The organism is Oceanococcus sp. HetDA_MAG_MS8 (assembly GCA_019192445.1).
GTDB lineage: Bacteria > Pseudomonadota > Gammaproteobacteria > Nevskiales > Oceanococcaceae > MS8.
Genome location: JAHCMK010000001.1, coordinates 323,714 through 336,218, shown reverse-complemented (window position 1 = coordinate 336,218; position 12,505 = coordinate 323,714). Strand labels below are relative to the sequence as shown.

Here is a 12,505-nt window from a genome sequence, read left to right as displayed (position 1 = left end):
CTATTGCGCCGTAGCGCCATCAGCCCCAGCGCCAGATTTACATAGCAGCGCGCAAGGCCGCCTCAACAGCATTGGGCTCGGCGTCCACCACAGTAGGCTCAGCGCTGCTCTGACGAATAGCAATATCTGGATCCTTAAGACCATGGCCGGTCAAGGTACACACCACCGTGCTACCGCTGGCGATTCGACCTTGCTGGATATCGCGGATGGCTCCAGCCACGGAGGTGGCGGAGGCAGGCTCGCAGAATATGCCCTCGCGACTCGCCAGCAGCTTCTGAGCGGCCAGTATGTCCTCATCGGCAAATTCATCGAACCAGCCTTGGGACTCACGCACTGCGGTTTCCGCATGGGCCCAGCTTTGTGGGTTACCGATGCGAATAGCCGTCGCCAAGGTCTCCGGCTGCGCCACGGGCTCACCTCTCAGAAACGGCGCGGCGCCCGCAGCCTGATAACCGCACATCACCGGCCGGCGCTCCGTGACAACGGCGCGGTGATACTCAAATTCCGGGGGCGCAATGGCCGTTTCATCCGGCTGCACCGGTGCCATCTCGCGATAGCCCAACCAATACGCTGAGATATTTCCAGCATTACCTACTGGCAGACAGTGATAGTCGGGCGCCTCACCTAGCTCTTCAATGATTTCGAATGCTGCGGTCTTTTGGCCCTGCAATCGCCAAGGGTTAATTGAGTTCACTACCGTGATGGGCAGGGCATCGGACATGCCGCGCACGATGCGCATACCGTCGTCAAAGTTGCCGCGAATTTGAATGACCTCGCAGCCGGTAATGCCCGCTTGTGCCAGCTTGCCCAAGGCAATTTTGCCCTCAGGGATGAGCACAAAGGCCGTCATCCCCGCACGCGCTGCATAAGCCGCTGCTGCCGCTGAGGTATTGCCGGTAGACGCACAAATAATCGCTTTAGAGCCAGCATGTTTGGCCGCAGTGACCGCAACGGTCATACCACGGTCTTTGAAGGACCCCGTGGGATTGAGGCCTTCATATTTGACGAAGATTCGCCCAGAAAAACCCAAATCTCGGGGAATATTGTGTAGCTGAATGAGCGGTGTGCGCCCCTCACACAGAGCTACAGCCTGGGCATCATCAGGCAGCGGTAAGCGGTCGCGATAGCGGGCAATCAGCCCCTCGTAGGCAGGAACCTTCATCAATCATTCCGGTTGGATACACGAAAGTGCACCGGCTGAGCCTGCACACAATCCAAATTATTCAGTTGCTGGAGGACATCCTGGATCGTCCCCAGACTGACCTCGTGGGTTAACAGCACCAGCTGCGCGCTTTGCCCATCCAGCTCTTTTTGAATCAGCGATTCAACGCTGACCTGAGCATCGGCGAGTAGACCAGTGATGGTTTGCAGCACACCAGGCTCATCACGGACTTTGAGCCGCAGATAATGCTGGCTAACCACAGTTTCTGGCTCTACATAGGGCAGAGCCTCGCCCGGTCCAGGTCCCGGCAGTACGCGGCCGCGAGCCACATCAATCAGGTCCGCCACCACCGCGGAGGCCGTCGCCAGCGCGCCAGCACCAGGCCCATAAAAGCCAGCACTACCCACAGCAGACCCGGCAATAACCACCCCGTTCATGACGCCATCGACTTTGGCCAAATAGCTGCCCTCGGGGAGTAAGGTGGGCTCCACGTACATTTCCACCCCATCGGCCGAACGCCGCGCAACCGCCAAATGCTTGACCCGGTAGCCCAGGTCTTGAGCCGCATCCAAATCGGCCGATTCCACTTGATCCACACCGCGCGTCCGAATGCGCTGTAGATCCAAGGGCAGGTCAAAGCCCAGCATCGCGAGAATCGCAAGCTTATGCGCCGCATCGATACCCTGCACATCGAAGGTGGGATCGGCTTCGGCATAGCCCAGTTGCTGAGCCTCTTCCAGCACTGGACCAAAATCTGCGCCTTCGGCCTGCATTTTGGTCAGAATGAAATTGGTAGTGCCGTTGATGAGGCCATTGATCTCCGTGATGGCGTTTCCGGCAAGGCCCTCGCGGACGGCTTTAATGATGGGAATACCGCCTGCGACCGCTGCCTCAAAAGCGAGGGGCTGCCCGGTTTCGCGTGCGGCCGTGAAAATCTCGGGCCCATGTTCTGCAATCAGAGCCTTATTCGCAGTGACCACAGGCTTGCCCGCCGCTAGCGCCGCCAATACCGCATCTCGGGCACGGTCTGTGCCGCCGATGAGCTCGACCACCACATCCACATCATCGGCCCTAGCCACGGCCAAAGGGTCGGTTTCCAGGCGGAGCCCGGCCAATTGGCAATCCCGAGGCTGAGCAGGATTACGGACTGCAGCCGCCACTACTTCTAGGGGCCGACCAGCGCGTTGCTGAATACTTGCGGCGTTGTCACTGAGCACACGCAAAGTGCCGGCACCGACAGTGCCTAGACCTAAAACACCAATTCGGAGGGGCTGCTGCATTAGTCCATCCCCCGCTCAAGCATCTTCCGAATGCCGCGCAAAGCCTGGCGTGTACGGTGCTCATTCTCAATTAAGGAGAAGCGAACATAACCGTCACCATGATGCCCAAAGCCAATACCGGGAGACACGGCCACCTTGGCCTCCTTTAATAATTTCATGGAGAACTCCAAGGAGCCCATCTGAGCAAAGGGCTCCGGGATACGGGCCCAAACAAACATGGTGGCCTTAGGTTTTTCGACGGGCCAAGCCATGGCATTGAGTCCATCGCAGAGCACATCACGACGCTTGCGATAAATCTCGCGGATTTCGTCCACACAATCTTGTGGCCCTTCTAAAGCGGCGATGGCAGCGACTTGGATGGGGGTAAAGGTGCCGTAATCCAGGTAGGACTTGATTCGTCCTAGAGCCGCGATCAGCTCTTTGTTGCCACACATGAACCCCACCCGCCAGCCAGGCATGTTGTAGCTTTTGGACAAGGTATAAGATTCCACGGCCACATCACGCGCTCCTGGCACCTGCAAGATCGATGGGGCTTGATAGCCATCAAAGCACAGCTCCGCATAGGCGATGTCCTGCACAATCCACAGGCCGTACTCCTTAGCCATCGCCACGGCACGCTCAAAAAAGGCAAGGTCCACGCATTCCGTGGTGGGATTGGCCGGAAATGACAGCAGCATCATCTTTGGCTTGGGCCAAGATTCTTTGATGGCGCCCTCGAGCTCCGCGAAAAAATCGCCACCCGGTACCATTTTGACGTGACGCACATCCGCGCCAGCAATCACCACCCCATAAGGGTGAATGGGATAAGCCGGGTTCGGCACCAAAACCACATCCCCTGGCCCCAAGGTAGCCAGGGCCAAATGCGCTAAGCCTTCCTTAGAGCCGATGGTGACAATGGCCTCAGACTCCGGGTCTAAATCCACGTCGAACTTGGTTTTGTACCAATGACAAATCGCCCGCCGCAGCCGCGGAATACCACGGCTGACCGAGTAGCGATGAGTATCACCGCGCTGGGCCGCTTCGGTGAGCTTATCCACAATATGCTGCGGCGTGGGTTGGTCGGGGTTCCCCATGCCAAAGTCAATAATGTCTTCACCACGGGCTCGCGCCGCCTTCTTCATTTCAGTAACAGAAGACAGAGCGTAGGGTGGCAGGCGCTCAATGCGCGGAAAGACACTTTGCATGGACAATCCCTTGCCGTAGGTGAATCAAAAATCAGGCAGCCGCCAAGTATACGGGAGCAACCGCCTGCTTCGTTGTCAGACAACGGTGACAGTTCATCGCCATGCAGACAACGGCGACCGCCCTGCCCTCTGTAGCAGCGTAGGCTACGGAGACGGCAATAGCGGTAATGGGTCTATGGGCTGGCCACTGCGGCGTACCTCAAAATGCAGCAGGGGCACCTGAGACGGCCCTAAGCCCGAGCGAGCAATGGTTTGCCCAGCTTCTACGGCCTCGCCTTCCCCGATCAGTAGCTCAGAGGTATGCGCATAGGCGCTCATCAGCTCCGTGCCATGTTGAACAATGAGCAGCAGGCCATAACCCTTGAGCGCACTACCGCCATACACCACCTTGCCACTGGCAGCCGCTTTCACTGGCGTTCCTGCAGGCACGCTGATATCGAGCCCGTCCGAACCGCCACCAAAGCCTCGAAGTAATTCACCACGCACCGGCCACTGCCAGCGCCGTGGTCCGCCAGCTTGCGACGTTTGGATCGACGGGGTCATAGGCTGCGCCCCCGGCGATGGCGCGGGAGACACGACGGATGGCTTGACCGCGGGCTTCGCAGCGGGCGTGGATTGCCGAGGGCGAGTGGCCGGCCGGCTCGTAGATGCCACCCGACCTTGTCCAGGCGCGTGCACGGGGTGCATACGTCCCGGCAAAGGTGGTCGAAGATGCAAAACCCCGCCGCGATAAATGCGGGCATCCCTGCCGATCCCGTTCCATTGGGCCAGGGTGCGCGGGTTCAATCGATACTGAAACGCCAACTGGTGCAGCGTTTCACCGGATTGAACGACGTGGGTTGCTGGCACCTCCTGAAATTGCAGCCACGGCGAGCTGCAACTCAACATCAATGCCAGAACTGCACAAACAAGAAAGCGCACAAGCATAGTATGAGAACGGCCCAACCCAATTGATCGGCGTAGCGCGCCAATTGGGGTTCAATTTTTGGCCCGCCCCAGCGAACCAAAGCTGCCACCAAGAAAAAGCGCGCCCCTCGGCCCACCACGCTAGCAACGATAAATAGCGGGAGCAACATATTGGCCGCGCCCGCAGCAATCGTGAAAACCTTGAATGGAATGGGTGTAAAACCAGCCGCAAAAACAGCCCAAAAACCGTAATCGGCAAACCAACGCCTTGAGGTCGCGTAGGCCTCGGCATAACCCCATTGCTGCAGCACTGGAAGCAAGCTATCGATAAGCCACAAGCCCAGCATCCAGCCCAATACTCCGCCGGCTACCGAGCCCATGGTCGCCAGCGCCGCAAAGGCCCAGGCGCGTTGCGGTCTTGCCAACACCATTGGCGCCAACATCACATCGACTGGCACAGGGAAGAAGGAAGACTCAGCCACCGCCACCGTGGTCAGCCAAGCCGGGGCACGCGGATGCCCTGCCAGGGCTAGGGTCCAGCTATAAAGACGCGAAAATACACCCGGCTTCATTCCAGCTCCGGCAATAGCGGTACAAAGGTGACCGGATCAAAGCGGCCTACCCGCAAAGTTTGGTCATCAGCACGATCAATCGTCATCAAAATCTGACTGCCAGGCTCGCCGACCGGCATGACCAAGCGCCCACCAATGGCCAATTGTTGAATGAGGGCCGGAGGAACCTGGGCGGCGGCTGCGGTGACCACAATGCCATCGAAGGGCGCTTGCTGTGGCCATCCGGCAAAGCCATCACCATGCTGGGTGTAAACCCTCAGGATACCGAGTTGCTGTAAGCGTGCTCGCGCCGAGTCGGCCAGGCTTTTGATGCGTTCCACGCTGTACACCCGCTCGCACAGCGCCGCCAATACCGCCGTTTGATAACCACAGCCGGTACCCACCTCCAGCACGCAGCGACGCTGACATTCGTCGAGCAACAACTGCGTCATGCGGGCAACAACATAGGGCTGGGAGATGGTTTGACCATAGCCGATTGGCAAGGTGATGTCTGCGTAGGCCTGCTCCAAGTCCCAACCCTTGCCGGCAAATTCATGCCGCGGAATCCGCCCCAGAGCCTCACAAATGGGCGTGGGAATACCACGCGCATGCAAGTCGCGCACCAGGCGGGCGCGATAAAACTCGGGTCTGAGGCCGCGCTGCACGCTCATGCTTCGGCCTAGGCCTGGTTGCTGGCCTGACTATCCAGCCAGGAGCGAATATCACCCAAGCAATCACGCTGGGTCAGGTCTGTATGGAGGGGTGTAATCGACACAAACCCGCGGCTCACGGCATGAAAATCGGTGCCCTCGCCTGCATCCTGTTCCGGACCCGCAGGGCCGACCCAGAAAATTTTCCGTCCGCGCGGGTCGCGGTCTTCAATTACTCCTTCGGCGACATGGCGATGGCCCAAACGAGTGACCTGAAAGCCGCGAACCTCTTCTAAAGGACGATCGGGCACATTGAGATTCAAGATGGTTTGCGGCGGCAGCGGGTGCTCTGGCAGCTGTTGCAAGAGTTTTAGCACCATACCGGCGGCGGTTTCAAAATGCGCAGGATCGTGACCAACCAAACTCACTGCCACAGCCGGCAAGCCCAAAAACCGCCCTTCCATCGCGGCCGCCACAGTTCCGCTGTAGAGCACATCATCACCAAGGTTGGCCCCATGGTTAATGCCGGACACCACCAGATCTGGCGGATCATCCGCAAGAACCGAGGTCAGCCCTAGATGTACACAGTCGGTTGGCGTGCCATCGACGGTGTAATCCCCCTCCGCAACTTGGGTCAGACGCAAAGGGCGTCCCAGGGTCAAGGAATGGCTGGCCCCCGATCTATTGCGGTCAGGCGCGACCATGGTGACCCGCGCCTGGGTGCGCAATGCCTGGGCCAAAGTGCGAATACCCCGCGCATGGATACCGTCGTCGTTCGCCAAAAGGATGTGCATGCACGCCCCACAAAAAGCGGCTATGTTAGCCAAAAGGCGAACCTTCCACAGAGTAATGAACTCACAACACGAAGACGAAGCCGACTTATGGGCCGCAGCCCTAGACGGCGTACAGCCACTTCCGGATACCCCGCGTTCAGCGCCTCCGCCCAAGCGGCTTAACGGCGCGCTGAAGACGCTGGAGGATGAAGCTGCGGTCATGCCAGATGCGCTGGATGGCATCATCGACCCGGATGAGCTGGATACTGGCGAAGAAGCCGAGTACCGGCGGCCTGGCGTGAATCGTGCGCAGATGCGGCGACTGCGGCGGGGGGAGTTTTCTATACAGGCCACCATCGACCTGCATGGGCAAACTCGCGCCGAGGCGGCGCAAAGCGTGCGCCAATTGCTTGAGGAAGCCCAGCGTCGCGGCTGGCGCTGCATCAAAATCATTCACGGCAAGGGCAATCGTTCGCCCGGCGGTCAGCCGGTCCTCAAAAGCCGGGTGGAAGTGGGCCTGCGGCGCAACGATCAGGTGTTGGCCTATGCCTCAGCGCCGCCTTGGTCTGGTGGCCATGGCGCCATCTTGGCATTGCTACGCGGGCCACGTTAATTCCGCCTTCGACCTCCGCCAGTCCCGCCTAAGCGCCCATGTCCTCGCTGCACAGCAGGACACATGCCATCGCCCCCAAGCCTTCCTGACGCCCCAAAAAGCCCAGCTTTTCGGTGGTGGTGGCTTTGAGGTTGATATGTGCCGGCGGGACACCAAGCAGACCAGCAACGCTGCGAACAATGCTTTGCCGATGGGGGTTCACCTTAGGGCGTTCACCAATCACCGTGAGGTCCGCATTGGCCAAGGACCAACCCTGAGCTTGGACCGAGGCCCAGGCCTGCCGGAGGAGTTCGCCGCTGTCGGCGCCCGCCCATTGCGCATCGGTATCGGGGAAATGCTGACCAATATCGCCCAGGGCAGCCGCGCCCAAGATCGCGTCGGTGAGTGCATGAAGCAACACATCCCCATCGGAATGCGCCATCAAGCCCTGATCATGGGCGATGCGCACGCCGCCCAGCATCACGGCGTCACCAGGGCCAAAGGCATGCACGTCTAATCCTTGCCCTACACGGATTCGCATTGCCTGTGCTCCAGTGGATTCGCGTTAAGCCAGGCTTCGGCCAAAGCCAAATCTAGCGGGTGGGTCAGTTTAAAATTCGGCGCCGTCGCGGGCACTAATAGTACGGGTACTGATTCGGCCTCTAATGCCATTGCTTCATCGGTGATCTGCTGATGGTCTGCCTGCTTCAAGACTGGATAGAGAATGCCAAAACGTGCTCCTTGCGGAGTTTGCGCCGCCCAGACTCCGTCACGGTTGAGCGTGCTTTGCACGCGCGCAACGCCGCCGTGACTCAGTCCTTTTTTTAAAGTATCAGCCACCGGCGCCGCAAGCACGGCGCCAGCTTCGGGCTGATCACGCAAACAAGCCAGCAGTGCCTGGAGATCTTCAGCGGCAACAAGAGGGCGCGCCGCATCATGCACCAAGACCAAGTCGTGGTCTTGGGCCTGAGTAGCAATCTGCTGCATTGCCGCCCACACAGAGGCGGCCCTAGTGGCCCCGCCGATCACGCGCAGCACGCGAGAGTCTTGCGCGCTGGGAAGTTGGCTGAAACGGGCATCATCGGCATCGACAGCGACAACCAGAGAGTGGGGCTCAGCTGCGGCTAAAATCACCCGCAGCGTACGCTCCAACACCGCTGCCCCCGCTAGCGGCAAATACTGCTTAGGGACTGCAGCGCCCATGCGGCTACCCTGCCCTGCCGCTGGGACGATGACCCAAGTTCGCGGCGCCGTCATTGGGGAATAACGTACAGGGTTTCACCGGGGCGAACTAGGCCCAGGTCATGCCGAGCTTGGAACTCCAAACTAGCCGGGTCACCATCGAGGAGGCGCACCCATGCTTCAGCGTCCGCGTTACGCGCGGCTAAGTGTTCATTGTGCTGGTCGACTGCAAGCAACTCTTCCTGCAACACCCACACCTCGCGCCAATTACCGGGCATGAGCCATAGCCGCGCCTGCAGATACACCAATGCCAAGGCACCGAGTACCAACCAGGCGCGCGCCACAAGCGGACCCTTTAGCTCCGCGGCACCGGGAAGGCCTTTAGTCCCGGATAGCCGGCTCGCGAACCCAGAGCCTCTTCGATGCGCAGCAGCTGGTTGTACTTAGACATACGATCACTGCGGCAAAGAGAACCAGTCTTGATCTGAGTCGCTGAGGTCGCCACGGCCAGATCGGCAATCACGCAATCCTCGGTCTCACCACTCCGGTGCGAGACGACGGCCGAGTAGCCAGAGTCGGTTGCTAAGCGAATCGCTTCCAGGGTTTCGCTCAAGGTGCCAATTTGATTCACCTTAATGAGAATAGAGTTGGCCACTTTCTGGTCAATGCCCTGCTTGAGGATTCGCGGGTTGGTGACAAACAAATCATCTCCCACCAACTGCACGCGGTCGCCAAGACGCTCAGTCAGGGTGGCCCAACCTTCCCAATCATCCTCGGCCATGCCGTCTTCAACCGTGATGATGGGATAGGTGGAACACAGCTCGCTCAAATAATCACAGAACTCCGCACTGTCGAACTGGCGATTTTCCGAGGCCAGGACGTAGCGGCCATCTTTGTAGAATTCGGAGCTCGCGACATCGAGCCCTAACAAAATATCTTGGCCAAGGCTGTATCCGGCTTTGTCCACCGCTTGGGCCAAGGCATCAATAGCAGCGGCATTGGATGGCAAGTCTGGAGCAAATCCCCCTTCATCACCCACCGCAGTATTCAACCCCTGCGACTTGAGCACGCTTTTCAAGGCATGAAAGATTTCGGTGCCCGCCCGCAGAGCCTCAGAGAAGCTTGGCGCCGCGACCGGCAAAATCATGAACTCCTGAATATCCACGTTGTTATCAGCGTGCGCGCCACCGTTAATGACATTCATCATCGGTACGGGGAGGTCTAAAGGCCCATCACCGGCCAGTGTCGCCCACAAGGGAAGCTTGCGCTGGGCCGCGGCGGCTTGGGCACTGGCTAAGGACACCGCCAAAATCGCGTTAGCCCCCAGCCGCGACTTGTTCTCGCTACCGTCAAGCTCGATCATGCGCTGATCCACAGCCTGCTGGTCTTGGGCATCCATCCCCTGCAGCGCCTGCGCAATCTCACCGTTCACATTGGCCACGGCCTGCCGAACACCCTTGCCCAAATACCGCGCAGGGTCGCCATCACGCAGTTCCACGGCTTCACGAGCACCGGTAGAGGCACCCGAGGGAACAATGGCCCGCCCCATGCTGCCATCTTCCAGACAGACATCCGCTTCAACGGTAGGGTTGCCCCGAGAGTCCAACACTTCACGTGCGTGCACGGTTTTGATTTGGCTCATCGTCATGATTCGCAAGGGTTCCTTTGCTGATGTATTTCGCTCGGCGAGGTGCGCCAGAGCACAGGGTTAAACTAAGTTTTCGGCAAGTGGTTGGGCTTTAACGGCTCGATCCAGAGCGACCAGGCTTTCCAGCAGCGGCTCGGCCAAGTGCAAGGGCCAGGAATTCGGTCCATCGCACAATGCTTCGTCAGGCTTGGGGTGGGTCTCCATAAATAGCCCGGCCACGCCGGCACCAACCGCCGCTCGGCTGAGCACCGGAATATATTCCCGTTGCCCGCCACTGGATTGGCCCTGACCACCTGGTAGCTGTACCGAGTGGGTGCAGTCGAAGACCACCGGGCAGCCCGTTTCGCGCATCGCCGCTAGTCCGCGCATGTCGCAGACCAAATTGTTGTAGCCGAAGGAAAAGCCCCGTTCACACAAGAAATACGGCGTGTCTGGCGCCACTTCACGCATTTTCGCCACCACATTGCCCATCTCCCAGGGCGACATGAATTGGCCTTTTTTGACGTTGACCGGCTTACCAGCGCGGGCGACGCGTTGCATAAAATTGGTCTGCCGACACAAAAACGCAGGCGTTTGTATGACATCCACCACGCTGGCCACCTCCTCAATAGGAGTGTCCTCATGGACATCGGTGATCACCGGCACACCAATTTGGTCTTTGATGGCCTGCAGCATGCGCAGCCCTTCTTCCATGCCTGGCCCGCGGTATGAACGGTGAGAGCTCCGGTTGGCCTTATCAAAAGACCCCTTGAATACATAGGGTGTTCCGAGCCGGCTGCAGATCTCTTTGAGCGTTCCTGCCACCTCCAAACACATGTCTAGGCTTTCCAAGGTGTCGGGACCGGCCAACAGGAATAAGGGCTGATCCAGCCCTATCTTCTGCCCTGCCAGAGTCAGTGCTTGCGTCATATCAATCCGCCTTCGCCGCTTGCTCGCGTGCTGCGCTGATAAAGCCGCGGAACAGCGGATGGCCGTCCCGTGGAGTCGAGGTAAATTCCGGGTGGAACTGACAGGCCACAAACCAAGGATGATCGGCGAGCTCGATAATCTCGACGAGTTCATCATCGGGTTGCTCGCCGGCAAACACCAACCCAGCCTGAGCGAGTCGTTCCCGATAGGTGTTATTGAACTCGTAGCGGTGGCGATGCCGTTCAACAATATGATCGGCACCGTAGAGCTCGTAGGATTTGGTCGCAGCGCTGAGGTTGCAGCGCTGTGCACCAAGGCGCATGGTGCCGCCCTTACGGGAAGTATCGGCGGCCACCACATCCCCCCCGTCGGCATGCCACTGGGTAATCAAGGCAATCACGGGGTCCGGTGTGCCGGGCTCAAACTCGGAAGAATGCGCCTGTGGCAGGCCAGCAACATGGCGAGCGAACTCCACAGCCGCCACTTGCATACCCAGACAAATCCCCAGGTAAGGGATGTTGTTCTCCCGGGCAAACTGCACTGCGGAAATTTTGCCTTCGACGCCGCGTTCGCCAAAGCCGCCAGGAACCAAAATGGCATCGACTCCGGCTAATAACTCGGTCCCTTCACGCTCCAATTGCTCCGAATCCACATACTCAATGTTGACGCGGGTATTGGTGTGGATTCCAGCGTGATACAAGGCCTCGTTGACCGATTTGTAAGCATCGGCCAAGTCCACATATTTGCCCACCATGGCGACAGTCACCTCTGCGTCTTGGCGAGTTGGGGCCTCGATCACATGCGCCCAATCCGACAAATCTGCGGAGCTAGCCTCGATACCGAAGTGCTCCACCACCAGCTCGTCCAGGCCCTGTTGGTGGAAATGGGCCGGGATGGTGTAGATATCTTTCACATCGCGGGCGCTGATAACGGCGCGATCTGGCACGTTGCAGAACAATCCAATTTTGCGCCGCTCATTCGGTGGCAAAGCGCGATCGGAGCGACAAATCAAAATATCCGGCTGGATACCAATACCCCGCAGCTCTTTGACGGAGTGCTGGGTGGGCTTGGTCTTCATCTCACCACTGGATGGAATGTAGGGAACCAAGGTCAGGTGCATGTACAGCGCACGCTCGCGGCCCAGTTCCACCCCCATCTGGCGGATGGCCTCCATAAAGGGCAAGGACTCGATGTCGCCGACTGTCCCGCCAATTTCCACCATGCAAATATCGGCGCCCTCAGCACCTTGCAGAATGCACCGTTTTATCTCGTCGGTAATGTGCGGAATGACCTGCACGGTACCGCCTAAGTAGTCGCCACGACGTTCTTTCTCAAGAACTGCAGAATAGATCTGACCTGTGGTGAAGTTGCTGTGACGGGAGGTTTTGCTGCGTAGAAAACGCTCGTAATGGCCGAGATCCAGGTCGGTTTCGGCGCCATCCTGGGTGACGTATACCTCACCATGTTGGAAGGGACTCATAGTCCCCGCATCCACATTAAGATAAGGATCAAGCTTGATCATCGCCACTTTGAGGTGGCGCGACTCCAGCAAGGCGGCTAGAGATGCAGCGGCAATTCCCTTGCCCAAGGAGGAGACAACGCCTCCGGTAACAAAAACAAATCTGGTGGCGGCGTGAGACGGCACAGCAATATCAAGGTGGGGTTTCA

General features: G+C 58.8%; 14 protein-coding genes. 1 reads left to right on the top strand and 13 read right to left on the bottom strand.

Features of this window, described 5'->3' with window-relative positions; translation table 11 throughout:
• Positions 1-37 precede the first annotated feature (37 nt).
• The 7 genes from KI787_01310 to surE all read right to left on the bottom strand — a co-directional run bounded on the left by KI787_01310 (position 38) and on the right by surE (position 6,527).
• The gene (locus tag KI787_01310) at positions 38-1,162 is read right to left on the bottom strand and encodes a threonine synthase (protein MBV6628568.1); all 1,125 of its coding nucleotides are present in this window, start codon (positions 1,160-1,162) and stop codon (positions 38-40) included.
• Positions 1,162-2,442: a homoserine dehydrogenase gene (locus KI787_01305; protein ID MBV6628567.1), complete on the bottom strand. Its 1,281-nt coding sequence runs from the start codon at positions 2,440-2,442 to the stop codon at positions 1,162-1,164. Before KI787_01305 ends, KI787_01310 begins: the two co-directional genes overlap by 1 nt.
• Positions 2,442-3,626 (bottom strand): alanine transaminase, encoded by a 1,185-nt coding sequence (gene alaC / locus KI787_01300; protein ID MBV6628566.1) that lies wholly within the window; start codon positions 3,624-3,626, stop codon positions 2,442-2,444. Before alaC ends, KI787_01305 begins: the two co-directional genes overlap by 1 nt.
• A 144-nt stretch (positions 3,627-3,770) precedes the next feature.
• Positions 3,771-4,514 carry a peptidoglycan DD-metalloendopeptidase family protein gene (locus KI787_01295; GenBank protein ID MBV6628565.1) on the bottom strand — a complete coding sequence of 248 codons (744 nt, stop codon included), beginning with the start codon at positions 4,512-4,514 and terminating at the stop codon, positions 3,771-3,773.
• Positions 4,514-5,104 carry a DedA family protein gene (locus tag KI787_01290; protein MBV6628564.1) on the bottom strand — a complete coding sequence of 197 codons (591 nt, stop codon included), beginning with the start codon at positions 5,102-5,104 and terminating at the stop codon, positions 4,514-4,516. The genes KI787_01295 and KI787_01290 overlap by 1 nt, the downstream gene beginning before the upstream one ends.
• Positions 5,101-5,754: a protein-L-isoaspartate(D-aspartate) O-methyltransferase gene (locus tag KI787_01285; protein ID MBV6628563.1), complete on the bottom strand. Its 654-nt coding sequence runs from the start codon at positions 5,752-5,754 to the stop codon at positions 5,101-5,103. Before KI787_01285 ends, KI787_01290 begins: the two co-directional genes overlap by 4 nt.
• Positions 5,755-5,762: 8 nt before the next feature.
• On the bottom strand, positions 5,763-6,527 hold the full coding sequence (gene surE, locus KI787_01280) for a 5'/3'-nucleotidase SurE (protein MBV6628562.1): 765 nt from the start codon (positions 6,525-6,527) through the stop codon (positions 5,763-5,765).
• 55 nt (positions 6,528-6,582) lie between these two features.
• On the opposite strand from surE, the gene KI787_01275 reads away from it, so the two are divergent.
• A complete protein-coding gene (locus tag KI787_01275; protein MBV6628561.1) occupies positions 6,583-7,119 on the top strand; it encodes a Smr/MutS family protein in 537 nt (178 codons plus the stop codon).
• A 28-nt stretch (positions 7,120-7,147) separates the two neighbouring features.
• Here KI787_01275 and ispF read toward each other — a convergent pair whose 3' ends face one another.
• The 6 genes from ispF to KI787_01245 form a co-directional block, all read right to left on the bottom strand.
• Entirely contained in the window at positions 7,148-7,639 is a 492-nt protein-coding gene (gene ispF, locus KI787_01270) for a 2-C-methyl-D-erythritol 2,4-cyclodiphosphate synthase (protein ID MBV6628560.1), read from the bottom strand.
• Positions 7,624-8,301, bottom strand: a complete 678-nt coding sequence (locus tag KI787_01265) for a 2-C-methyl-D-erythritol 4-phosphate cytidylyltransferase (protein MBV6628559.1) — start codon at positions 8,299-8,301, stop codon at positions 7,624-7,626. Before KI787_01265 ends, ispF begins: the two co-directional genes overlap by 16 nt.
• Before the next feature lie 50 nt (positions 8,302-8,351).
• Positions 8,352-8,624, bottom strand: coding sequence for a septum formation initiator family protein (locus KI787_01260; GenBank protein MBV6628558.1), 273 nt, complete (start codon positions 8,622-8,624; stop codon positions 8,352-8,354).
• Between the two features lie 11 nt (positions 8,625-8,635).
• Positions 8,636-9,922: a phosphopyruvate hydratase gene (gene eno, locus KI787_01255; GenBank protein MBV6628557.1), complete on the bottom strand. Its 1,287-nt coding sequence runs from the start codon at positions 9,920-9,922 to the stop codon at positions 8,636-8,638.
• A 66-nt stretch (positions 9,923-9,988) separates the two neighbouring features.
• Complete coding sequence (gene kdsA / locus KI787_01250) at positions 9,989-10,825, bottom strand: 3-deoxy-8-phosphooctulonate synthase (GenBank protein MBV6628556.1); 837 nt, start codon at positions 10,823-10,825, stop codon at positions 9,989-9,991.
• Positions 10,826-10,838: 13 nt separating this feature from the next.
• Positions 10,839-12,482: a CTP synthase gene (locus tag KI787_01245; GenBank protein ID MBV6628555.1), complete on the bottom strand. Its 1,644-nt coding sequence runs from the start codon at positions 12,480-12,482 to the stop codon at positions 10,839-10,841.
• Between the last annotated feature and the right edge of the window lie 23 nt (positions 12,483-12,505).